The sequence below is a fragment of the Actinomadura sp. GC306 genome, from assembly GCF_004348665.1.
Taxonomy (GTDB): Bacteria; Actinomycetota; Actinomycetes; order Streptosporangiales; family Streptosporangiaceae; genus Spirillospora.
In genome coordinates, this window is record NZ_SMKM01000082.1 from 1 (window position 1) to 23,623 (window position 23,623).

Annotated in this window: 19 protein-coding genes and 1 tRNA gene; 5 read left to right on the forward strand and 15 right to left on the reverse strand. The window is 71.2% G+C overall.

The annotated features are described in order from the left end of the window. Positions 1–91: 91 nt before the first annotated feature. Together E1200_RS14320 and E1200_RS14325 are read left to right on the forward strand one after the other, a co-directional pair. Positions 92–265 (forward strand): helix-turn-helix domain-containing protein, encoded by a 174-nt coding sequence (locus E1200_RS14320; protein ID WP_243708557.1) that lies wholly within the window; start codon positions 92–94, stop codon positions 263–265. 1,036 nt (positions 266–1,301) lie between these two features. Continuing rightward, complete coding sequence (locus tag E1200_RS14325; protein WP_131952453.1) at positions 1,302–1,952, forward strand: class I SAM-dependent methyltransferase; 651 nt, start codon at positions 1,302–1,304, stop codon at positions 1,950–1,952. A gap of 162 nt (positions 1,953–2,114) precedes the next feature. Here the strand turns inward: E1200_RS14325 and E1200_RS14330 are convergent, their stop codons facing one another. From E1200_RS14330 to E1200_RS14350, 4 genes are all read right to left on the reverse strand, one after another. Continuing rightward, on the reverse strand, positions 2,115–3,284 hold the full coding sequence (locus E1200_RS14330) for a hypothetical protein (protein WP_131952454.1): 1,170 nt from the start codon (positions 3,282–3,284) through the stop codon (positions 2,115–2,117). After that, a complete protein-coding gene (locus E1200_RS14335; RefSeq protein ID WP_131952455.1) occupies positions 3,271–3,465 on the reverse strand; it encodes a hypothetical protein in 195 nt (64 codons plus the stop codon). The genes E1200_RS14330 and E1200_RS14335 overlap by 14 nt, the downstream gene beginning before the upstream one ends. A 474-nt stretch (positions 3,466–3,939) precedes the next feature. Then, positions 3,940–4,012, reverse strand: a tRNA-Thr gene (locus E1200_RS14345). A gap of 65 nt (positions 4,013–4,077) precedes the next feature. Then, complete coding sequence (locus E1200_RS14350) at positions 4,078–5,580, reverse strand: alpha/beta hydrolase (protein ID WP_131952456.1); 1,503 nt, start codon at positions 5,578–5,580, stop codon at positions 4,078–4,080. 276 nt (positions 5,581–5,856) lie between these two features. Here E1200_RS14350 and E1200_RS14355 point away from each other — a divergent pair, with 276 nt between their 5' ends. Then, positions 5,857–6,936 (forward strand): ferredoxin reductase, encoded by a 1,080-nt coding sequence (locus tag E1200_RS14355; protein WP_131952457.1) that lies wholly within the window; start codon positions 5,857–5,859, stop codon positions 6,934–6,936. 13 nt (positions 6,937–6,949) lie between these two features. Continuing rightward, positions 6,950–8,047, forward strand: coding sequence for an acyl-CoA desaturase (locus E1200_RS14360; protein WP_131952458.1), 1,098 nt, complete (start codon positions 6,950–6,952; stop codon positions 8,045–8,047). A 15-nt stretch (positions 8,048–8,062) separates the two neighbouring features. On the opposite strand, the gene ricT is transcribed toward E1200_RS14360, so the two are convergent. From ricT to topA, 8 genes are all read right to left on the reverse strand, one after another. Continuing rightward, the gene (gene ricT, locus E1200_RS14365; RefSeq protein ID WP_131952470.1) at positions 8,063–8,896 is read right to left on the reverse strand and encodes a regulatory iron-sulfur-containing complex subunit RicT; all 834 of its coding nucleotides are present in this window, start codon (positions 8,894–8,896) and stop codon (positions 8,063–8,065) included. Positions 8,897–8,961: 65 nt separating this feature from the next. Next, positions 8,962–9,972 (reverse strand): hypothetical protein, encoded by a 1,011-nt coding sequence (locus tag E1200_RS14370; protein ID WP_131952459.1) that lies wholly within the window; start codon positions 9,970–9,972, stop codon positions 8,962–8,964. A gap of 80 nt (positions 9,973–10,052) precedes the next feature. Further along, the gene (locus tag E1200_RS14375; protein ID WP_131952460.1) at positions 10,053–10,967 is read right to left on the reverse strand and encodes a fructosamine kinase family protein; all 915 of its coding nucleotides are present in this window, start codon (positions 10,965–10,967) and stop codon (positions 10,053–10,055) included. After that, positions 10,951–11,451, reverse strand: coding sequence for a low molecular weight protein-tyrosine-phosphatase (locus tag E1200_RS14380; RefSeq protein WP_131952461.1), 501 nt, complete (start codon positions 11,449–11,451; stop codon positions 10,951–10,953). The genes E1200_RS14375 and E1200_RS14380 overlap by 17 nt, the downstream gene beginning before the upstream one ends. Before the next feature lie 102 nt (positions 11,452–11,553). Next, positions 11,554–13,218 (reverse strand): S8 family serine peptidase, encoded by a 1,665-nt coding sequence (locus E1200_RS14385; RefSeq protein ID WP_243708556.1) that lies wholly within the window; start codon positions 13,216–13,218, stop codon positions 11,554–11,556. Between the two features lie 173 nt (positions 13,219–13,391). Continuing rightward, positions 13,392–14,531, reverse strand: coding sequence for a DNA polymerase III subunit delta' (locus tag E1200_RS14390; RefSeq protein ID WP_131952463.1), 1,140 nt, complete (start codon positions 14,529–14,531; stop codon positions 13,392–13,394). Positions 14,532–14,558: 27 nt separating this feature from the next. Next, positions 14,559–16,661, reverse strand: coding sequence for a dTMP kinase (tmk, locus tag E1200_RS14395; RefSeq protein ID WP_131952464.1), 2,103 nt, complete (start codon positions 16,659–16,661; stop codon positions 14,559–14,561). A 28-nt stretch (positions 16,662–16,689) separates the two neighbouring features. Further along, positions 16,690–19,407, reverse strand: coding sequence for a type I DNA topoisomerase (gene topA, locus E1200_RS14400; protein WP_131952465.1), 2,718 nt, complete (start codon positions 19,405–19,407; stop codon positions 16,690–16,692). Between the two features lie 238 nt (positions 19,408–19,645). Between topA and E1200_RS14405 the strand changes: the two genes are divergently transcribed. Next, a complete protein-coding gene (locus tag E1200_RS14405; RefSeq protein ID WP_131952466.1) occupies positions 19,646–19,831 on the forward strand; it encodes a DUF5703 family protein in 186 nt (61 codons plus the stop codon). A gap of 128 nt (positions 19,832–19,959) precedes the next feature. Here the strand turns inward: E1200_RS14405 and E1200_RS14410 are convergent, their stop codons facing one another. The 3 genes from E1200_RS14410 to E1200_RS14420 all read right to left on the reverse strand — a co-directional run. Beyond that, positions 19,960–21,948 carry a chaplin family protein gene (locus tag E1200_RS14410; RefSeq protein WP_131952467.1) on the reverse strand — a complete coding sequence of 663 codons (1,989 nt, stop codon included), beginning with the start codon at positions 21,946–21,948 and terminating at the stop codon, positions 19,960–19,962. A 133-nt stretch (positions 21,949–22,081) separates the two neighbouring features. Next, positions 22,082–22,759, reverse strand: a complete 678-nt coding sequence (locus E1200_RS14415) for a hypothetical protein (RefSeq protein ID WP_131952468.1) — start codon at positions 22,757–22,759, stop codon at positions 22,082–22,084. 79 nt (positions 22,760–22,838) lie between these two features. Next, positions 22,839–23,623 (reverse strand): M20/M25/M40 family metallo-hydrolase (locus tag E1200_RS14420; RefSeq protein WP_131952469.1); only part of this gene is annotated, 785 nt, incomplete at its 5' end.

Here is a 23,623-nt window from a genome sequence, read left to right on the forward strand (position 1 = left end):
CCGGGGCACGGCCACACCACCGACCTCCGCGGCCCCTGAGACACCCTGGTCGGACGCGGTCACTAGGCAGGAGATCGCCGCGACCCTGTACCTGAGCCAGAGCGCCCTGTCTCGGGCGGTCGCCCGCCTGGAGAAGCAGGGTTACGTCCAGCGCGCCCTATGCAGAACGACCGCCGCGGCATCTTCGTTCGGATCACCGAAGCCGGGCCGCCGCCACCACGCCGAGGCCCGCGAAACGCACCTAAGATCCTCACCGAGCACCTGACGACGTGACCCTTTACCCGCAGCCCGATCCTTGAGTTGCCTCCTCAGCGACCTGCCTCCGCGCCCCCACATCCCCACGCGGCAAACGCGCCCGCCATCCTTGCCTCCCCGTGCAGCGTCCGGCCGAGCCGCTCCTTGCGTTCGGGGTCCATGCTTTCGGCCTGCTCACACCGGATCGCTGAGGTAGGTCGCGTGCGCGTACTCGTCCTGGCCGTCTATCGCCGCCCTCATCTCGGCCCACGCCGAGTCACAACTGAAGTCGGTCCTCAAGATCCGACGTCAGGTCGTCGGGGCGGGGCGCGGAGGACGGCTGCGTGCTCGGAACCTGCGTGTGCTGGTACCGGTGCTGGTCGGGTTCGGCGTCTGGTCGACGACCGGGGTTCAGCAGGATGCCGCGCGGCTGAGGGGCGTGCGCGCCGACAGTCCGGTGTGGTGGACGCCGTGGGGCTCTGGCCGGCCACAAGAGCACGGAGGTCACCGAGACGGTCTACTGGCACCAGATCCGGCCCGCCCTGCTGGCCGGTGCGGAGGCCATGGACGACGTGTTCCCCGTCGCTGCCGAGGACGCCTGGTCAGGCGATGTGTCGGTCAGTCATGCAGAAGGCCCATCGCGACTGGTCGCGGTGGGCCTCTGGTGTGGAGCCGCCTATCGGAATCGAACCGACGACCTATTCATTACGAGTCTCACAAACAAGATCCACACCCGTCCAGCGATGTCCGCTGACCTGCTGGGCTGCCCCTCTCGAACGCTCTTAGGTTCCACCCTCGTCCAGGCCCGTCCAGAGCCGCCGTTAGCACCAGCGTTAGCAAGCTCAAGCACTCGCACCGACCGGTCCGGGGTGCTCGTTCGCGCGAACGACGCGCAATGTGTGACAGACCGTCTCGCGCGAACGAGTGCCCCGGCTCGCAGGGGTCCAGGGGGCGGCGTAATCTCCTGGTTCGCGCTCGCTCTACCGATCGTCTCGCTGGCCCGCTCGGTCTGTTCACCCTCCCCAAGATCGGCGGATGGCTTATGGTCATGGGCTACCGTGCCGATCATGGGCACGGACGACTGGTTGACCAACACCCGAATCTCATATGACACAGTCGCAGCCAGCTACGCCACTCAGGTGCGCGGTGCCATCGCTGGGCATCAATACCTTCGCGCGGCTCTGGCGCTGTTCGCTGACAGTGTGCGGGCGGCTGGTGGTGGTGTTGTGGCGGATGTCGGCTGCGGCCCCGGCCACGTGACCGCCCACCTACACGAACTCGGTCTGGACGCGTTCGGCATTGACCTTTCAACTGGGATGATCGACGTGGCACGGCGCGATCATCCAGACCTTCGGTTCGACGTTGGTTCGATGACGGATCCGAATTTTTCGGACGCCTCGGTTGCTGGCCTGCTCGCCTGGCAATCCTTGATCCACATCCCCGATGAACAAGTGCTGACCGTGTTCGGGCACTTTCACCGAGCATTGCGCCCAGGTGGACCGCTTCAACTCCTGTTCCATGTCGGCGACGGGTCTCAGTTGAAGACGGAGGGGTATGGCGGTCAGCCGATGAAGGTCCATGTCCACCTCCGTCAGCCTGACCAGGTGTCGTCCTGGCTACGTGACACCGGATTCGAAGTTGAGGCTCAGATGCTCCTCAGCCCGGGCGAGCATGCTTCACAGGCGCTTGTATTCGCGCGCCGGAGGCTTCACGCGTAAATCCCGCCAAACAAGGCGGTCGGGCGACGCGGCGCGGCGGGACCGGACGGGACAGGCCGCACGCCCGGCGCGCCGGGGCGGGCGGTCGCCGGCGGCCGCGAAGCGGGCGCCCTTGAAGACGTAATGAAGGTTCTCATCCGGCGGGCGCTTGCCCTGGTGGCCCTAGGTTTTGGGGTCCTGGCCGCCGATGGTGGGGCCTTGGGGCCAGAGGGCTGTCAGGTCGTGCGGGGTGAGTGGGTCTCGGTAGGCGGCCTGTAGGACGGTTGTTCTGGTTGGCGGGTCGGCTTCGGCGAGGTTGGCGAACCAGTCGAGTCCGGCGGGGTAGGACCACAGGTAGGAGCGTAGTTGGGGGTTGGCTCCTCGGTCGGTGAGCAGGTCGGCTATGGCTGCGTCCTTGATCCAGGGCATTCGGAAGCGGGCGTGGTCGGCCAGTTCGGGGATGCTCGCGCCCTGGTTGAGGGATATGTGCAGTTCGGCGCGGACGAGTTGGTTGTAGTGGTCGAACCTGGTGCGGGTGACGAGTAGCTCGTCGTCGGGGGCGACGAAGAGCGGGAGTGCTTGGGCCAGTCCTTCGAGGAGGACTTGTTGCGGGGCGTGGACCGACATCAGGCGTACCCACGGGACGTCTTGGGCGGCGGCTCGGGCTGACCAGCTCGCGCCTTGTAGGCCGTGGCCGAGTACCTCGTGTAGGGCGAACTGGCGGGCGGCGACCTTGGTGAAGCTGGCGCGGCGCAGGTTGAGACGGAGCCTGATGCGGTCGCCGGCGCCGTCGAGCCAGTAGGCCCAGTAGGCGTCTATCTCGGTGGTCTCGATGGTCAGGTGGAACGGGGCCGTGGTGGCGGTGAGCTGGCGGACGGCGTTCTCGTAGTCGGCGGCGGCTTGGCGGATGGCGTCGGGCGCGTCGTCGGTGTCGATGGGGCCTTCGACGGCGTTGAGGTCGCGGGCGGTGTCGGGTCCCCATTCGATGCCCAGGGCTGCGAGGGCTTGGCGGGCTTGGTCGCCTCGGTGGGTGATGTATCCGTCTTGCCATCCGGCGGCGGGGCATCCCTGGGTTGCCTGGACGTAGTCGTTCAAGGGCGGGTGTTCGCCGAGGAGCGCGCCGAGATAGGCGAGGTCTGCTGCTACGCGGGCGGTGAGGCGGTCGGCTCCGGCCTCGACGGCGCGGGCGTGTAGCTCGCGTAGCTGTTGGTGGACGGCCAGGCGGCTGGTGGCGGGCTCGGCCGGTGTGGCGGTGGGGGCGCAGTCGAAGTCGATGACGGCGACGGAACCGCGGGCGGTTTCGTAGGCGTGCCATGCGCGGATGGCGGCTTCGATCTCGTCACGCAGGTTCACGGATCGGCTCCCAGCGCAGCGTCACGGCCTGGTTCGGGCGCAGGTGGTCACGGGTCAACGACATGACGGCGTCGGTGTCCTGGATGTCCCAGACGAGGCTATCCGTGGCGGTGTTCTCCGAGCCGTCCGGGTGTTCCTCGGTCGCGGTGCATCCGCCGAGGTCGATGCGGCGTTGCCGCACGTGATCTCGTAGCGGCGGCAGTAGCGGGGCATGGCTTCGCGCCAGTAGTGGTTCAGGTCGAACTTCCCGCCGTCGCAGACGTAGCCGACGCGTGCCCACTCCCCCGGCTGGAGGGGCGGGGAGATCTGGAAGGCGAACTTGGCCAGGTTCGTTGTGTCGTGGATGCGCTGGATGGCGATACGCCGGTCAATGTCCGGGATGGGCTTGATGACCAGTGGGCCGGTGGTGTGCTCGTACCAGACTTCGCGCGATTCTGCTCCTGGCGGGCGTCCCCGTCCACGTGGTGGCTTCCCGACTCGGGCACGCTGACCCGGCCATCACGCTCCGGGTCTATGCGCACGTGATCCGGTCGGCCGAGGTGGCTGCGGCGGACGTGTTCGCTCGGGTCATGAACGAGGTCGCCTAGACGCTGCTGTTAGCAAGCCCGTCGGCAAAGAGGCCCCTTCCATGATCGGAAGGGGCCTCTGACGTGCGAGCCGCCTATCGGAATCGAACCGATGACCTATTCATTACGAGTGAATCGCTCTGCCGACTGAGCTAAGGCGGCTTGCCGGGTCGGGCACGGCGGGAAAGAGTCTACCGGGTCCGCGGGGGTGGGTGTGCACCGGTTATTCAGCTGCACCTGGTTCCGTCGTCGGGCGGGTCGCCGGTGATGAGGTAGTCGCCGATGGCCTTGGTGATGCAGGGGTTGCCCTGGAGGTAGGCGGTGTGGCCGTCGCCCTCATAGGTGAGCAGGACGCCACTGGAGAGCTGGTCGGCAAGGTTCTCGGACCACTTGTAGGGGGTTGCCGGGTCGCGGGTGGTGCCGATGACGAGGATCGGGGCGGCGCCGTTGGCGGTGAGGGGTTTCGGTTCCTGGTCGGTCTGGGTGGGCCAGTAGACGCAGGGGATGCCGCCCCAGACGACGAAGGGGCCGAAGCGGGGGGCGACCTTCTCGGCTTCGGCGGCGGCCTGGCCGTAGGTGGCGAGGTCCGGAGGGTTGGGCTTGTCGACGCAGTTGACGGCCATGTTGGCGTCGGTCTGGTTGCTGTAGGTGCCGTCGGGTTCGCGTTCGACCATCTCGTCCGCGAGGCGCAGGAGGGTGGCGCCGTCCTTGCCCTCCATGGCCTGGAGCAGGGCCTGGCGAAGGAGGGGCCAGTACTCCTTGACGTAGAGGGACCGGGCGATGCCCATCACCGCCAGGGACTCGGTGACCTCGCGGGAGTCCCGGGAGTTGGTGAGGGGCTGCTTGTCGGTTTCGGCGAGGAAGGCGGAGATGCGGTTGATGACGGCGTCGGCGGAGGTGCCGAAGGGGCAGTTGTTCGCGACGCAGTCTTCGGCGAAGGCGCGCAGGGCGGTCTCGAAGCCCTTGGCCTGTTCGATCAGGAGGTCGGTCGAGGAGAGGTTGGGGTCGACCGCGCCGTCCAGGGCCAGGGCGCGGAAGTTCTTGGGGAACTGCTCGGCGTAGAAGGCGCCCAGGTAGGTGCCGTAGGACGCGCCATAGTAGGTGAGCTTGTCGTCGCCCAGGGCGGCGCGGAGGACGTCCATGTCGCGGGCGGCGTTGACGGTGCCCACGTAGGGGAGTTTGTCGTCGGCCTTGGACTCGCAGTTCTCCGCGAACTTCTTGCCCTGGGCTCCGAGCTGCTGGGTCTCGCGCTTGTCGTCCGGGGAGGCGTCGGTGGCGAAGAAGGCGTCGAGCTGGGCGCCGGTGTTGCAGCGGACGGCGGCGCTGTCGGCGACGCCGCGGGGGTCGAAGCCGACGATGTCGAAGCGGCGGCGGAGGTCGGCGCCGAAGGCGCGGGCGGCCTGGCGGACGAAGTCGACGCCGGAGCCGCCGGGGCCGCCCGGGTTGGTGAGCAGCGAGCCGATGCGGTTGGAGTTGTCCGCGGCGGGGAGCCGGATGACGGAGATGCCGATCTTCTCGCCGGCCGGCTCGGCGTAGTCGAGCGGGACCTCGACGGTGGCGCACTCGAAGTCGTCCTCGCAGTCCTTCCAGGCGGGCTGCTGGGCGTAGAACGAGTCGAGCCCGGCCGGCACGGAGGACTCGGCCGTGTTGTCGCCGCCGCCGTCGCTGCACCCGGTGACCGCCGTGAACGCAAGCACGGTGGCCGCACCGATGGTCTTCGCTGCCCGCACCCTTGACCCCGTCTCGTCGTAGCGGCACGTACGCCGCCGCCTACGCTACGGCGGCGCGGCGCCCGGCGGCCACTTCCCGGTGTTCGTGTTCCATCCCTTCGGGCGAGGAATCATCAACACCCGGCGGCGAATCGGGAGATCATCGGCGATTACAGCAAGGGATGTAACATCGGCTGATGGTGTGATTCCCGTCGCTTTGGCGCGAAAAGTCTTGAACCTGCGGTTACCTCTCCGTAGGTTACGGAACCGTAAGTTAAGCGTCCTCGGGGAGGCATCTTGGCCGCCGCAACCCGGAACACAGCAACCAGCGCGCGCCGCGCCACGGTCGGGCAGCGGATCGCGGCGGTCGCGCGGCAGCTCACCACGCCGCTGCTGCCGGAGGACTACCTCGGCCTCGTGAACCCGCTGCTGTCCACGGAGGAGCTGCGGGGACGGGTCGAAGCCGTCCGGCACGAGGCGCCGTCCGTGGCGACGATCGTGATCCGGCCGGGACGGGCCTGGCAGGGGCACCGGCCGGGCCAGTGGGTCAAGATCGGGGTCGACATCGACGGCGTCCGGCACTGGCGGACGTTCTCCCTGTCGTCCCCGCCGAGTCCGGACGGCCGCATCACGGTCACGGTCAAGGCCGCGCCGGACGGCTTCGTCTCCGCGCACCTCGTCCACGAGATGCGGCCCGGCACGATCGTCCGGCTCGCCCCGGCGGAGGGGGACTTCGTGTTGCCCTCGCCCGTCCCGGCGAAGCTGCTGTTCGTCACGGCGGGCAGCGGGATCACGCCGGTCATGGCCATGCTGCGGCACCTGCGCGGCGCGGCCGACGTCGTGGTCGTCCACTCGGACCGGACGGCCGGGGACGTCATCTTCGGCGCGGAGCTGCGCCGGATGGACGGGGTGCGGCTGCACGAGCGGCACACGGCGGCGGACGGCCGGTTCAAGCCGTCCGAGCTGCCGGACGTCTGCCCCGACTGGGCCGAGCGCGAGGCGTGGGCCTGCGGTCCCGGCGAGATGCTGGACGACCTCACGGCGCACTGGCAGGCCGCGGGCGCCGGGGAGCGCCTGCGGGTGGAACGTTTTCAGACCGTCCTGGCCGGCGGTGCCGGGGAGGGCGGGCGCGTCACGTTCAGCAAGAGCGGGATCGAGGTGGACGCGGACGGGTCCACCCCGCTCCTGGTCGCCGGCGAGGAGGCGGGGGCGCTGCTGCCGAGCGGGTGCCGGATGGGCATCTGCTACAGCTGCGTCGGCCGGCTGTGCTCCGGCAAGGTCCGCGACCTGCGCACCGGCGAGGTCCACGGCGACGAGGGCGAGATCATCCAGACCTGCGTCTCGGCCGCCGCCGGCCCGGTGGAGATCGAACTCTGAGAGGAGCACGAGGATGACCATCACCGCGACGGGCGGCGGCACGGCCGCCACCTCGGACCGGCTCACGCCCGAGGACTACGAGACCATCGCCGCCGAGCTCGACGCGCTCCGCGAGGAGATCACCGCGACGCTCGGGGCGCGCGACGCCGCCTACATCCGGCGGGTGATCCGCTGGCAGCGCGGCCTGGAGGTCGGCGGCCGCGCGCTGCTGATGGCGTCGTCGCTGCCGCCCGCCTGGATCGCCGGGACCGCGACGCTCGCCGTCGCGAAGATCCTGGAGAACATGGAGATCGGGCACAACGTCATGCACGGCCAGTGGGACTGGATGCGCGACCCGAAGATCCACTCGACGACGTGGGAGTGGGACAACGTCTCCCCCGCCGAGCAGTGGAAGCACTCCCACAACTTCATCCACCACACGTACACGAACGTGATCGGCAAGGACAACGACGTCGGCTACGGCATCCTGCGGGTCGCGCCGGAGCAGTACTGGAGCCCGGTCCACGTCGCGCAGCCCTTCTACAACCTGCTGCTCGCGATGTTCTTCGAGTACGGGGTCGCGGTGCACGACCTGGAGATCGACAAGATCCGGACGGGCCGGCACGACGAGGCGGTCACCAAGGAGAAGCTGCGCGCGATCGGCCGCAAGATCCGCCGCCAGTGGGGCAAGGACTACCTGGCGTTCCCGCTGCTCACCGGGCCTCAGTTCGCCTCCACGTTCGCCGCGAACTTCACCGCGAACATCATCCGCAACTTCTGGGCCCACATGATCATCTTCTGCGGGCACTTCCCCGGGGACGTCGAGGTGTTCGAGAAGGAGCGGCTCGACGGCGAGACGCGGGGCGAGTGGTACGTCCGGCAGCTCTGCGGGTCGGCGAACATCGAGGGCGGGCCGCTGTTCCACCTGATGACCGGCAACCTCAGCCACCAGATCGAGCACCACCTGTTCCCGGACCTGCCGAGCAACCGCTACGCCGAGATCGCGCCGCGCGTCCGGCAGCTCTGCGAGAAGTACGACCTGCCGTACCACACGGGGTCGCTGTCCAAGCAGGTCACGGGCACGTGGAAGAAGATCTTCAAGTACGCGCTGCCGCCCAAGAAGGGCCGCTGAGCGGGGGACGGCCGGTCAGGGCGCCTCGCCGTCGCCGTTGCCGTAGTGCGCGTCGTGCTGGCGGCGGGGCGAGCAGACCGACGCGGACGGGCAGGAGCAGCGCCCGCCGCTGTTGAGCCGGACGGTCACCTTGTCGGACGGGACGTTGCGCCCCACGACCTGCCCGGGGCCGCTCGGCGTGTCCACGCGGGAGCCGAGGGCGGGCATCGTCTCGTGCGCCTTGACGTAGAGAGGGTGCTCGTACTTGAGGCAGCACATCAGGCGGCCGCACGCCCCGGCGATCCGCAGCGGGTTGACGGGGAGGTCCTGCTCCTTCGCCATGCGGACGGAGACGGGCTCGAAGTCCTTGAGGAAGGTGGCGCAGCACAGGTCGCGGCCGCAGGGGCCGATGCCGCCCTGCAGCCGGGCCTCGTCGCGCGGGCCGACCTGCCGGAGCTCGACGCGGGCCTTGATGCCGCGCGCCAGGTCGCGGACGAGGGCGCGGAAGTCCACGCGGTGGGGCGCCGTGAAGTAGATCTTGAAGACGTTGTCGGTGTCGAGGAAGTCGACGCCGATGACCTTCATCGGGAGTTCGTGCTTGCGGATCAGCCGCTTGGCGATCGAGCGTCCCTCGGCGCGGCGGCGGCGGTTGGCGTCGTCGCGTGCGAGGTGCTCGTCGGTGGCGGGACCGGCGCATTCGGGCAGCCCGCCGATGTCGTCGGAGACCCACTGCGGCGCCCACACGCACTCCGCGACCTCGGGCCCCGAGTCGGTGGGGACGAGAACCTTGTCGCCGACCTTCGGGGTGTGCGGGCCAGGGTCGAGGTAGTAGAGCCGGCCGTAACGGGTGAAGCTCACTGCCATCACCATGCCCACGGTTTCGCTCCGTTCGCCCGGTTCCGTGCGGTCCACTGTAGGCCGTCCAGGCGAGAGGCTCACCAGGCGGCGTCGGCGAGGTCCTCTCCTGGGACGGCGTCCGTGCCCTGGGGATAGATGTCACCGGCTGTGGCGAGGAACCCGTTGCCCATGGGGGTCGGGTCCAGGTCGGTGAGGTCGCCCTTCACCTTCTGCTCCCACAGGACCTCCCCGGGCTGCCCCTCCAGCGTGTACGCCTGAAGGGACAACTGGGAGTCCTTCACGATGCCCACGACGATGCCCCTGCCGGTGAACACCGCCGCAGTGCCGCCCTGGGGAAGCGTCATGAGGGCCTTGCTCACCTTCAGGTCGCCTGCGGCACCACCCGTGTCCAGGGTGCGGACCTCGTGCTTGGTCTCCCTGACCTCGCCGCCCGCCGACCGGACAGGGCTCCAGACGAACGAGAGCGTCGCGCCAGACCAGGCGAGGCTGCCGATACGGCCGGACGACTTCGTCGTCCACACCTTGCGGGCACCGGACGGGACGGACACGACGTCCACCCGGCCGCGCATCCCCTGGTACGTGACATAGGCGATGCGGTCGCCGTCCGGGCTCACGGCGAGCTGCGACCACTTGGTGGACGCGCCGGCACCGGAGACGCCCGCCTTCGCGATGTCCTCCAGGGACTTGGGGCGGCCGTCCTCGTCCAGGAAGAAGCGCTGGAACGTGACATCGCGGCCGGCGTTGGACGCGACGACGTACGAGCCGTCCCGGAGCGCGGCGACGCGGTGGAAGCGGCGGTCCGGCGGCGCGGCGACGGGCAGGCCCACGTCGGCGCCGGTCTGCGCGTCCCGGACGACGAGCGCGGCACCGGACTTGGTGACGCCGACGACGAAGCGCGCCGGGCTCTGCGCGGCCTCCGCCGTGGTCTCGGCCTCGCGCTGCTTCTTCGCGGCGCGCTGGTGGCTGCGCACCACGTCCACGCCGGCGCCGATGACCAGTGCCGTGGCGGCGGCGACGCCGATCGGGACCAGTCCCTTCCACGAGCCCAGACTCGTCCCGGGGGGTGGATCCTCACGCCTGTCGCTCATGGGGTCGTCCCGCACCTGCCCTTCCGTTGCCCGTGCCCGTCGTTTCTACCTCATGCGGTCACCGCTCCGCACCGAAGTCGTCAGCCGAGCGCCGCCCGCGCGGCATCGACCAGGGAAGCACGATACGACGCCCCGAAGAGCGCCACGTGCACGAGGAGCGGATGCAGCTGGTGCAGCGGGACGCGTGCGCGCCACCCGTCCGGCAGCGGCGCGGCCTCGTCGTAGGCGGCGAGGACGCGGTCCAGGTGCGGCGTCCCGAACAGCGCCATCATCGCCAGGTCGGTCTCGCGGTGGCCGCCGTGCGCCGCCGGGTCGATCAGCATCGCCCGGTCCGCCGTCCACAGGACGTTGCCCGACCACAGGTCGCCGTGGATGCGGCTCGGCGGCTCCGGCGGCCCGGCGAGCGACTCGACGTCCGCGATGACCCGCTCGACCAGGCGGACGTCGCCGGACGAGAGGTGCCGGGCGCCGCGGCGCAGGAACGGTTCGAGGCGACGCTCGGCGTACCAGCGGGGCCAGCCGCAGTCGTCGGCGGTGTTGTCGAGCGGGAGGTCGGCGATGTAGCCGTCCCAGGGCGCCCCGTAGGCCCGCGGGCGGGCGCCGGTGTGCAGGGCGGCGAGTTCGCGTCCGAGGCGCTCTGCGGCGTCCGGGGCCGGCGACGCGGACGGCAGCCACGGCAGGACGAGCATGCGGTCGTCCACCGCGACGACCTCGGGCACGGGCGCCCCGGGGCCGGCCTCGCCGAGCCAGCGCAGCCCGGCGGCCTCCGCGGCGAAGACGCCCTCCAAGGCGGTTGCCGGGGGGCTTGGGGGGTCGTCCCCCCAGAATGACTCGAAGGCGGTTGCTGAGGGGTCGTCCCCCGCAGACGCCGCCTTCACGAAGACCTCGCGGCCGTCGGCCAGGGACGCGCGGTGCAGCGTCCAGGAGTGGCTCGACCCGAGGTCCGTCAGGTCATCGACCCGGGTTCCGAGCAGCCGCTCAAGCCCGTCCCTCACCGGGCTCAGCCTCCTTGAGCGCGGCGCGGATCTCCTCCAGGAGGCCGGGCATGGCCGCCTCCACCTGGTCCAGGACGAGATCGAAGTCGGCCCGGCCGCCGTAGTACGGGTCGGGGACGTCGAGATCGGGGCCCGCGTCCGGGTCGAACTCGCGCAGCAGCCGGATCTTGCCGCGCGCCTCCTCGTCCGGCGCCATCGCCCGCAGCGCGCGCCGGTGGCCCTCGTCCAGCGCGAGGATCAGGTCGTAGCGGTCGAACCAGCCGTCCTCGAACTGGCGGGCGATGTGCGCGGACCGGTAGCCGGCCCTCGCCAGCGTGGCGACGGTCCGCTCGTCGGCATCGTTGCCGACGTGCCAGTTCCCGGTGCCGGAGCTGTCCACCTCGACGTCCAACCCCTCCTCCTCCACGTGATGCCGCAGGACCCACTCGGCCATCGGCGAGCGGCAGATGTTGCCGGTGCAGACGAACGTGACTCGGTACGACATGCCTTCATCATGCCCGAGACCGCAAAACCGGGCCCGCGGGAAAGAACGCGGCCCCCGGCCACGTGGCCGGGGGCGCGTCCCTGGGGTGGGCTGAGGCCGCGGTCAGCGGACGGCGTTCAGCGCGTCCACGACACCGTTGCCGAAGAACCCGTTCATCTCCTTCGAGCCTTCGCAGGTCTGGGTGGAGGTCCGCTTCACCCATCCGTCGCCCGACCGGGCGTACCAGACGTACTCCACCGTCCGGGGGCTCGGGCAGGGCTTGGCGTTCGCGGTGCCGCGCAGCACGCGCTCGACGTGGCGCGGGCTGAGGGTGAGGCCGCCGTTGCGGCGGTCCCGGTGACCGTACTTGCTGACGATCAGCGCGGCGACGCCCACGGCGTGCGGCGCCGCCATCGAGGTGCCCTGGATGGACTGGTAGTAGGCGCAGTCGTCGCCCTTGCAGCTCTGGACGATGTACGGCACGTTCGGCGTCCCGTCGGCGTTCAGCTCACCGCGGTCCTTCGCGAGCCGCTCGGGGTAGGCGGCCCAGATGCCGGCGCGGTCGTCCGGGCGCTGGTCGGCGGTGTCGACCTTGTCGCCGCCGGGCGCGGCGACCGCGACGTAGCCGTTGCCGAAGCTGCTGTAGTACGACTTGCGGCCGCTCGGCCCGGTCGACGACACCGGGATGACGTGGTCGCCCTCGGACGGCATCGACACGCACTCCGGCGGGACCGTCCGCTCGTACGGCTCCTCGCCCGGCACGGACGGGAAGCCCGGGCTGCCGGAGTCGGTGTTCGTCTTCGTGTAGTCGACGAAGTCGTTCCCGGCCGCGGACACCAGCGTGACGCCGCGCTCGTGCGCGAAGTTCAACGCCCGCTGCGTCGCCTTGATGATGGTGCTCTGCTCAAGCTGGGCCTCAGGGCTGTCGGCCGGATTGCTCACGCAGTTCCAGAGCCAGGGGTCGACGTAATAGCTCATGTTGACCACGTCGATGCCGGTCTTGCCCGCGTAGGTGAGGCCGTCGACGGTCGGCTGCAGGAAGAAGTACCCGGAGTCCTGCCCGACGCGGAGGTTGACGAGCGAGACGTTCGGCGCGACGCCCGCCATGCCGAGCCCGTTGCGGGGCGACGCGATCGTGGACGCGACGTGCGTCCCGTGGTCGTTGTCGTCCCAGTCGACGGGGTCGACGCACGACTCGAACTCGCAGGGCCCGTCGAGCTCCTCGCCGTTGCCGTCGGTCGGGATGTCGCGGGTGAAGTTGCGGCTGAGCCGCCGGTTGAAGTTCGGCTTGATGTCCGGGTGGTCGCCGTCGACGCCCGTGTCGAGGATCCCGACGAGAACGCGCTTGTCGCCCGGCTCCTTCTTGTACGAGCCGTCCGCCGTCGCGCGGATCTGCTTCATGTCCCACTGCAGATCGGCCAGCGGCTCGGTGTCCTTGGACGGCCTGCCGTTCAGGGCCACCGTCGGCTTGGCGCCGACGGTCTCCTCGACCTTCGCCGCCTTCTTCTTCGGTGCCTTCGGCGCCTTTCCGATGATCCGGTTGTGCGCGACGCCTTCCAGTTCCCTTTCGCGCATCGCGGCGCGAATGAACTGCGGATTCTTCGAGCGGACGGTCGCGACGCCAACGTCACGGTTCTCGTGGACGACCTTTCCTCCGGCCTCCTTCACCGCGTGCCGCGCCTTGCCGGGCGGCACGCCCTCCCGGTAGAGGACGACGTACTCCGACTCCTCGCCGTTCGCGTGCCCCGGATTCGGGGCCGCGGACGCGGGGAACGCGAGGGCCGTCACTGTGGTGACGGCACACGCGGCGGAAATCAACGCTCGCCGCAAAGCAGAACCTCCTGGCCGTTGGGGGGATAGCCCGGTTCGGTCGATGATCAGCCAGGCGACGTTACTCGGATTCCCGTTGAGATATGCGAACGGGAACGTAACGAATGGGAACAGCTCGTGTAAGGCGCGCGTCACCCGGTGCGCAGCGCGAGCGTGAGCGCTTCGACGGCCAGCAGCGGATTGACGTTCGCGTCCAGCCGCTCCCGGCACATCATGATGGCGTCGAGCCGTTTCAGCGTGTCCTCCGGGCGGCCGTTCCGCGCGGCCGTCCGCAACTCCGGGCCCAGGTCGATGTTGACGAGCTCACTGCCCGCCCCCAGTTGCAGGGTCAGCACGTCCCGGTAGTAGGAGGCGAGGTCGAGGAGCGTACGGTCCAGCGCGTCGCGCAGCACCCGCGTCGCCCGCGACTTCTGGCGGGCTTCGAGATCCTTGAGGGCGCCGGCCGTCCCGCGCGGCATCCGCCCCTTCTCGCTCTCCCCCAGGGCCTTGCGCAGCGCGGACGTCTCCGACTCGGCCAGCTCGGTCGTCTGCGCGTCCCGCTCCGCCTCGGCGGCCTTCACGAGCGTCTCCGCCGCCGCGACCGCCTGCCCCACCCCGGTCAGCCGGCGCGGAACGGCCACGACGTCGTCGCGCACCTTGCGCATCCGGGGGTCCGCGGCGAGCCGCCGCGCGCGGCTGATGTGCCCCTGCGCGGCCCGCGCCACCACCTCGGCGGTGTCGCGGTCGACACCGTCCCGCTGGACGAGCATGTCCGCCACGGCCGCGATCGGCGGGGTCCGCAGCGTCACCAGCCGGCACCGCGACCGAATCGTCACGAGGAGGTCCTCCGGCGACGGCGTGCACAGCAGCCACACCGTCCGCGGCGGCGGCTCCTCGACCGCCTTCAGCAGCGCGTTCGCCGCGCCCTCGGTGGCCCGGTCCGCCTCCTCGAAGAGGACGATCTGCCAGCCGCCCCCGCTCGGCGACGACGACGCCCGCAGCACCAGCGCACGCGCGTCCTTGATCCCGAAGGACAGCCCCTGCGGGCGCACGACCTCCACGTCCGCGTGCGTCCCCTGGAGGACCTGGTGGCAGGACGCGCAGTGCCCGCAGCCCCGCGGCGCCTCCCGGCACTGCAGCGCCGCGGCGAACGCCCGCGCCGCGGCGACGCGGCCCGACCCGGGCGGCCCGGTGAACAGCCACGCGTGCGCCAGGCCGCCGAGGCCCTCCGCGGCGGCCGACAGCTCCGCGACGGCGGGCTCCTGCCCCACCAGGTCATTCCAGACGCTCATGGCAAGAGGCTAACCGTGCCGCGGGCGTCAGAAGTCCCTGATGACCGGGAAGGTGCTCGTGGCGTCCTCGGTCCCGGCGGGGACGGGGTCGGGGAGGATCTCGCGGATGCGGTACTGGATCTCGCGGCTCAGCTCCCCCTGCGGGCGGCTCGCGTCCAAAATCAGGTACCGGTCGGGGTCGGCCTCCGCCAGGGCGCGGAACCCGGCGCGGACCCGCTCGTGGAACTCCTGCGACTCCGACTCGATGCGGTCGGCCGGCGCGGACAGCCGGCCGAGGCCCGTCTGCGGCGGCACCTCCAGCAGGACCGTCAGGTCCGGGACGAGCCCGCCGGTCGCCCACGCGTTGACGCGGGCGATGTCCTCGACGGCCTGCTGGCGCCCGAACCCCTGGTAGGCGAGGGACGAGTCGACGTACCGGTCGCTGACCACGATCACGCCGCGCTCGATCGCCGGCTTGATGACGTTGGCGACGTGGTCGGCGCGGTCGGCCGCGTACAGCAGGCTCTCGGCGCGGTCGGACAGGCCGGTGGTGTCGCGGTCGAGCAGCATCGCGCGCAGCCGCATGCCGATCTTGGTGGCGCCGGGCTCGTGCGTCGTGACGACGTCGTAGCCGTGGTCGCGCAGCCAGATCGCGGCAAGCCGCGCCTGGGTGGTCTTCCCGGCGCCCTCCCCGCCCTCGAACGCGATGAACACGCCGCGCTCGCGCCGGACGGGCTGCGGCTCCGCCGCGGCGGCGGCCTGCTCCGGCGGCGTGTAGATCTCGCCGTGCAGGGCGGCGCGCAGGTCGGGGCCGAGGGGGATGCCGCGCCGGTCGTCCAGCCGCCGGTACGCGACCGCGCCGAGCAGCAGCGCGACGACGGCCGCGACGAGCAGCGCGGCGCCGGTCCCGTCGGCGTCGTAGACGGCGCCGCCGAGCTCGACGCGGTGCGAGCCGATCAGCCCGGCGATCAGCGGGACGGCGGCGAACGCGACGACGGTGGTGACGAGGACGACCGCGCGCAGGTAGGCGGACGGGCGGGTGTCCTCCGGCGCGTCCGTGTCCGAGTCGGCGGCGCCCGCCCCGAGCGCGGCGGTGCCGCTCGACCACGCGGCGCCCGCGAACACCCCGAGGAAACCGGTCAGGAACACGACGACGACGAGGTTCTGCACGAGCGCGATCACGACGAGCGCGAGCGCGGCGGCGATGACCGCGAGGCCGCTCAGGCGGCGGCGGCTGAACGGGACGAGGGACCGCGGGCCGAGGAACAGCCCGAAGCCGAGCCCGAGCACAAGGCCGGCGAGGACGCTGCCGTAGCCCGCGTCGCCTCCGCCCAGCTCACCGGTGTGCACCCGGGCGACGGCGACGACCGCGGCGGCGGTCAGGGAAACGGCGGCGACCGCGAGGCCGAGCCCGCGGGCGGTGGCCGTCCCGGGCCCCTGGAACAGCGACTTCAGCGGCGCCGGGACCGGGTGCGGCATCTCCGCCGGGATCTCCCGGATCATGGCGACGGCCGCGGCCGAGGCGAGGAACACCGCGGCGGTCACGTACAGGGCCAGGTCGGCGCGGGAGCCGCGGCCGAGCGTCCCGTCCGCGACCAGGGCGAGGACGGCGAACACCGGCGCCGCGACCAGGGCCGGGCCGAGCAGGACGCGGGTCGCCCACCGGCGCGCGGCGGGACGCAGGTCGTCCTGCGGGACCATCGCGGGCAGCGACACGCGTGCCGTGGGCGTCCAGAGCAGGCTCAGGCAGGCGACGAGGAACGCGGCGGCCAGCGTCCACGGCAGCAGGTCCAGCAGCGGCACCGTCACGATGACCACCAGCCGCAGCGCGTCGGCGATGATCAGCATGAGCCGGCGGTCGACGCGGGCGGCGAGCGCGGCGCCGACGGGGGCGAGCAGCACCGCCGGCAGCAGCATCAGGGCCAGCACGCCGCCGACCGCCTGCGCGCGGGTGGCGGCGTCCTCGTCGCGGGTCAGCGCCCAGGCCATCGCGGTCAGCGCCGGGACGGCGAGCCAGAGGCCGAGGGACGACAGCGACAACGCGAGCCGCAGCCGCCGGAACGGCCCGCTCGCCGAAGGTGACGAAGCTGACGAAACGCCCGGCGGCTGGGACGCTGCGGGGTACGGCCGGGGTGCGCCCGTTCTGGTCATGTCGGTCAGGGTATCGGCGTAGATGTCCCTAGGAGCCGGACTTCGCGGAGGTTCGGCGGCGGGTCGTCGCGGGCTTCTTCGCGGGCTTCTTCTTCCCGCCGCTCGCCGCCACCTTCTCCCGCCGCTCCGCGAGCAGTTCCGCGGCCCGCTGGATGGTGATCGACTCGACCTCGTCGCCCTTGCGCAGGCTCGCGTTCGTCTCGCCGTCGGTGACGTACGGGCCGAACCGGCCCTCCTTCACCACGACCGGCTGCTCGCTGGCCGGGTCCTTGCCCAGCTCCCGCAGCGGCGCGGCGGCCGCCGCCCGGCGGCCCCGCTGCTTCGGCTGCGCGAACAGTTCCTTCGCCCGCTCCAGCGTGACCGTGAACAGCTCCTCTTCCGAGCCCAGCGACCGGCTGTCGGTGCCCTTCTTGATGTACGGGCCGAACCGACCGTTCTGCGCCGTCACCGGCTCGCCGTCCAGCTCGCCGAGCGTGCGCGGCAGCGACAGCAGCTTCAGCGCGTCGTCCAGCGTGATCGTGTCGAGCGACATCGACTTGAACAGCGAGCTCGTGCGCGGCTTGGCGGCGTCGGCCTTCTTCGTCCGCTTCTTCTTCTCCCCCTCGGCGGGCGGCGCCGCCTCCGGGAGGATCTCGGTGACGTACGGGCCGAACCGCCCCGACTTCGCCACGATCATGTGGCCCGTCTCCGGGTCGGTGCCGAGCTCCCGGTCACCGGACGGCTGCGCGAACAGCTCCTCGGCCTTCTCGGCGGTCAGCTCGTCCGGCGCGATGTCGTCGGGGATGTTGACGCGCTCGCCGTCCCGGTCCAGGTACGGGCCGTACCGCCCGACCCGCACCATGATGTCCGTGCCCTTGATCGGGAAGGAGCTGACGCCCTTGGCGTCGATGTCGCCGATGTCGCTGACGAGCTCCTTCAGGCCGTCCTCGGAGTTGTCGCCGTCGCCGAAGTAGAACCGGCTCAGCCAGGGGACGCGCTCCGCCTCACCGCGGGCGATCTCGTCGAGGCCGTCCTCCATGTGGGCGGTGAAGTCGTAGTCGACCAGGTTGCCGAAGTGCTGCTCCAGCAGGTTCACCACGGCGAACGCCAGGAACGACGGGACGAGCGCGGTGCCCTTCTTGAACACGTACTCGCGGCTGAGGATCGTGCCGATGATCGCCGCGTAGGTGGACGGGCGGCCGATCTCCCGCTCTTCCAGCTCCTTGACCAGGCTCGCCTCGGTGTAGCGGGCCGGCGGGCGGGTCGAGTGGCCCTCCGCGTCCACGGCCTTCGCGGTCAGCGGGTCGCCCTCCGCCAGGTTCGGCAGCCGCCGCTCCTGGTCGTCGCGGTCGGTGGCCGGGTCGTCCGCGCCCTCCACGTACGCCTTGAGGAAGCCGTAGAACGTGATCGTCTTACCGGTCGCGCTGAACTCGGCGCGCTCGTCCCGCGTCGACAGCCCGGTCACGCGGATCGTCACCGACTGGCCGGCGGCGTCCTTCATCTGGGACGCGATCGTCCGCTTCCAGATCAGCTCGTACAGCCGGAACTGGTCGCCGGACAGGCCGGTCTCCGCCGGGGTGCGGAACGTCTCGCCCGCCGGGCGGATCGCCTCGTGCGCCTCCTGCGCGTTCTTCACCTTCGACGCGTACACGCGCGGCTTGTCCGGGACGTACTCGCCGCCGAACAGCGCCGCCGCCTGCCGCCGCGCCGCCGTGATCGCCGTCTCCGACAGCGTGATCGAGTCGGTTCGCATGTAGGTGATGAAGCCGTTCTCGTACAGCTTCTGCGCCACCGACATCGTGTACTTCGCGGAGAAGTTCAGCTTGCGGCTGGCCTCCTGCTGGAGGGTGGTCGTCCGAAAGGGGGGATACGGCTTGCGCGTGTACGGCTTCCGCTCGACCGACTTGACCTCGTACGGCCGGCCCCGCAGCCGCTCCGCCAAGCCGCGCGCCGCCGCCTCGTCCAGGTGCAGCGCGTCCCGCGTCTTCAGGGTGCCGTCGGACGCGAAGTCGCGGCCCTGCGCCACCCGCTTGCCGTCCACGGACACGAGCCCGGCCTTGAAGACCTTCGGCTCCTCGTCCTTGCCCGTGTCGAACTGGCCCGCGATGTCCCAGTAGTGGGCCGGGACGAACGCGATCCGCTCCCGCTCCCGCTCCACGACCAGCCGCGTCGCCACCGACTGCACCCGGCCCGCCGACAGCTTCGGCATGACCTTCTTCCACAGGACGGGGCTGACCTCGTACCCGTAGAGGCGGTCCAGGATGCGGCGCGTCTCCTGCGCGTCCACCAGCCGCAGGTTCAGCGCCCGCGGGTTCTGCGCGGCCTGCCGGATCGCGTCCTTGGTGATCTCGTTGAAGACCATCCGGTGCACGGGGACCTTCGGCTTGAGCACCTCCTGGAGGTGCCAGGCGATCGCCTCGCCCTCCCGGTCCTCGTCCGTCGCGAGGTAGAGCTCGTCGGCCTCGGCGAGCAGCTTCTTCAGCTTCTGGACCTGCTGCCGCTTGTCGGAGTTCACGACGTACAGCGGCTCGAACTCGCGCTCGACGTTCACGCCGAGCTTCGCCCACGGCTCGCCCTTGTACTTGGCCGGCACCTCCGAGGCGCTTCCCGGGAGGTCCCGGATATGGCCGATACTGGACTCCACGATGTAGCCACGACCCAGGTACCCGGCAATCGTCTTCGCCTTCGCGGGCGACTCGACGATCACCAGACGGGTACCGGCGCCGTTGCCCCGGCCACTGTTCGCGGTGCCGTTGTTGGCTGGCACAGTCGCTCCAACCTCGCTGTCTCGGTCCTCTGCCACAAGCTCTTTCTTACCGGCTTGGTACAACGTCGCAGGACGGCACGTTCATGCCCGCGGTCGTTTTCACCGCCGTCGTTCCGCCCCGGGACGGGATTCTCATCGCCGCGCGCCCCAGACAGGATGACATGCCGCCGGAGGCCGCGCGGACAGGGTCGCCACGGTACGGTGCCGCATCCGGGCCGACCAAGTCATAATGGTCCCAATGGCGGAGTACACCTACCTCGTCCTGTCACTGCCCCGCGGAACGACACGCGACACCGCGCGGCAGATCCTGACCGAGCACGCGGAGCGCGGCGGCTGGGAGATCGACCGCCTGCGCCTCTACCCGGACGGCCGCCGCCGGATCCAGCTCCGCCGCAAGATCATTCGCGCCGTCCGCACGTTCTGACCGTTCCCACCCGGTCCGCCCGGAGCGTAGCACTACGTACGCCGCGAATGACGCAACGTAAAAATAATGCCTGGTGAGAAGGCTCCGCCCGCCCCGGGCCGCGCCATCCGGGACGGGCGAAGCGTCTCTCACCGCCGCATCACGCGGCGGCCACGGCTCAGCGGCGCCCGAGCCTCCGGACCGCCCCCCAGCGCCCCGGACGCGAAGGCCAGCAGCCCCGCGACCCCGAACGTCCAGGTCACCCCGGGCACACTCGCCCGCTCAGCCGCGACGTGCTCCACACCCTCCAGCTCGACCGCTTCCGGCACGCCGGCGCCGAGGCCGTGCGTCCGCGCCCCCGTGGCGGGCAGGTCGCCCGCGTCCAGGCCACCGGCACCGGGAAGCGCGACGACCTTGGACGCGGGGACGTGCGTCTCCTTCGCCCGCGCCGTCGCGGGCAGCTCGACCGCGCTCAGGTTGCCGACACCGGGAAGCGCACTCACCGGAGAGACGCCGCCCAGCCCGGGGAGCACCCCGCCCAGCGACCGCGCACCCGCCGCGGGCAGGGCGACCACGTTCGGAGCGCCGACACCGGAACCCACGCCACCCACGGACGGCGCACCCGCCGCGGGAAGCGTGACCACCTTCGAAGCACCGGCCACGGGCCCGTGCGTCCGCGCGCCCTTCGCGGGCAGGGTCACGACGTTCAGGCCACCGACACCCGGCAGCGCGCTCACCGGAGCGGCGCCACCCTGCACGGGAAGCGTGACCACCTTGGACGCGGGGACGTGCGTCCTCTTCGTCTGCGCACCCTTCGCGGGCAGGGTGACCACCTGCGGGGCCTTGATGCCGGGCAGCGCGTTGAGCGGGGAAACGTTGTCCAGGCCGGGGATCACGACGTCCGCGGAGCGTGCGCTCGGCGTGGCCGACCGTGCGGTGGACGTGGAGGCGCCGTTCACCTGGGGCAGTTCGAGGGCGCCGGTGGCCGGGAGTGCGCTGATCGGGGACGTGCCGCCCAGGCCGGGGAGAGCGGTCGCGTCCGGCCGGGCGTTGGCCGGGAGGGTGGACGGCGTGGTCGTCCGGTAGCCGTCGTGGTCGCCGTAGCCGTCGTGGTCTCCGTAGCCGCCGTGGTCGCCGTCGCACAGGGCGGATGCCTGGCCGACCAGCGCGGCCGTGTTGCCGCACGCGACCGCGGGGGCCGTGACCGGCGCGTGGGCCTGAGTGCCGCCGCCGATTCCGCCCGTTCCGGACGTGTGCAGGTCGCCGCCCGAGGGGCTGCGCACGTCGGAACCGCCCCCGCAGAACGCGCCCGCCTGCCCGGCGATCGCGGCGGCGTTGCCGCAGGCGACCAGGGGGAGGCTGATCGGCGCGTTGGCCTGGTTGCCCGCCAGGACGCCGCGGACGCCGTCCGTGACCTGCTCGCCCGTCCGGTGGCCGCCGTTGCGGACGGACGCGCCGCCCTCGCAGCCCGCCGCGGCGTTGCCGACCGCGTTGCCGCAGATGTCGACGGGCATGGAGATCGGCACGTTCGCCTGGTTGCCGCTGCCGACGCCGAGCACACCGGACGTCTCCTGCCCCGACCCGGTGTCCCCGCCGTTCTTGACCTTGGCGCCGCCCTCGCAGCCGGCGACCGCGGCACCGATGACCGCCGCCGCGTTGCCGCACGCGTTGACGGGGATCGAGATCGGCGCGTTCACCTGGTTGCCGGCCAGGACGCCGGCCGCCCCGGAGGTGGTCTGGTCGCCGCTTCCGCCGTCCTCGACCTTCGCGCCGCCCTCGCAGCCCGCGTCGGCGTGGCCGAGCGCGGCCGCGCCGTTGCCGCAGACGTTCACGGGAAGGGAGATGGGGGCGTTGATCTGGTTTCCGGACGCGACGCCGCCGGCGCCGGACGTCTGCTGGGCGCCGCCGCCGTTCTTGCGGACCTTGGCGCCGCCCTTGGACGCGGCGTGGGACGTCCCGAGCAGGGCGACGCCGTTGCCGCTGACGTCGACCGGCGCGGTGACCGGTATGTCGATCTGGTTGCCGCTCAGGAGCCCGCCGTTGCCGTCGGTGACGTCGGCGTGGGACGGGACGGCGGTCACGCCGAGGGCGACGAAACCCGCGGCGACCACGGCGGCACGGGAAATGCCTTTACGCATGGTGCTCCGTTCATAGGAAGGGGGACGCACGTTGCACGTGTGTCAGGGGGAAATGCCGTGTGCGGGCACGGCGGATGGCCGGATCGGCCGCGCCCGAGCCGCTCGGGCACGCGTCCGGAGCTTGTGAGAGGTGTCAGTCGGGCGCGAAGGACGGCTCGTCCGCGGCGGTGCGGACGGCCGGGGGAACCGCGCCGAAGACGCGCACGCCCGACGCGCGCGGCGGGACCGAGGCCCACGCGGCGCCGTTCGGGACGGCCGCCGTTGCGCCGGAGAAGGCGGAACCGCCGGCGGCCGAGGGCTCGTCGGGACGGTCCGGCACCGGCGAAGGGGCCGGAGCGGGGGCATCGTGGACGGCCGGCGGCGAAACCTCATGCTGAGCCACCGGGGCCGCGACCTCGACGCGCTTGCGCTCGGGGGCGCGAGGACGTGCCTGCTGCTTTACCTCAGGAGCGGCCGAAGGACCGGTCTCGGGTGCGGCCTTCCGCACTTCGGGAGCCGCCGCCACGGATCGCGGCACGGTTTGCACCGCTTCCGGTTGGCGCGGCTTCTCCGCCACCGCCCGGACGACCCGGCGAACCGGTTCGGGCCGGTGGACGTTCTTGACCACCTCGCCCAGCACTGGCGCTTCCTCGACGATCTTCGAGGGCTTTATGGGCAGCTCGTCGGCGTGCGCGGTCTGCGCGGCACTTCCGAGGAGCCAGGCCGCGATCAGCAACCCGCCGAGGACCAGCAGCCGCCGGACGGCCCGCATGGCGGCGACGCGGCGCAGCCGGACGGAGACCGTCCCCAGCCGCGCCGCGTACCCCACCACCGGATGCCCTCCGTCGTGCCCGTATCACCCTCAACGAACGGTGACGATAGCACCACGGAACGCATTGGTGTTGGCAAATTCAGGAGCGATCAAGGAATTTGTCGAGGACCCTGACGCCGAATCGCAGTCCGTCCACGGGAACGCGCTCGTCCACCCCATGGAACATTCCGGAAAAGTCCAACTCTGGGGGCAATCTCAGCGGCGCGAAACCGTAGCAGCGCATGCCGAGGCGGGCGAAGGACTTGGCGTCCGTCCCGCCGCTCAGGCAGTACGGGACGGGCAGCGCACCCGGGTCCTCCGAGGTCAGCGCCGCCTCCATCGCAGCAACGAGCGCACCCTCGTAGTCCGTCTCGACCGCGTGGTCGTAATGCACGAAATCCCGCTTGACGTCCGGACCGAGAAGCTCGTCCACCACCGCGAAGAACTCCGCCTCATGTCCGGGCAGGAATCGTCCGTCCACCTGTGCCGTGGCGCTCTGCGGAATGACATTCGTCTTATATCCGGCGTCCAGCCGCGTCGGGTTGAGCGTGTTCTTCAGCGTCGCCCCGATCATCCGCGCCATCGGCCCGATCTTCTCCAGGCACTCCTCAGGCCGCTCGGGATCGAACTCCACCCCGTACGCCATGCAGACCCGCTCCAGGAAGGCCCGCACCGTCTTCGTCAGCTGCACCGGGAACTCGTGCGTACCGAGCCTGTGGACGGCCGCCGCCACGGCGGTCACCGCGTTGTCCGGATGCACCATCGACCCGTGCCCCGCGGTCCCGTCCGCGGTCAGGTTCATCCACGCGATGCCCTTCTCCGCCGTCTCGATGAGGTACATGCGCCGGTCCCCCGGCACCGTCAGGCTGAACCCGCCGACCTCCC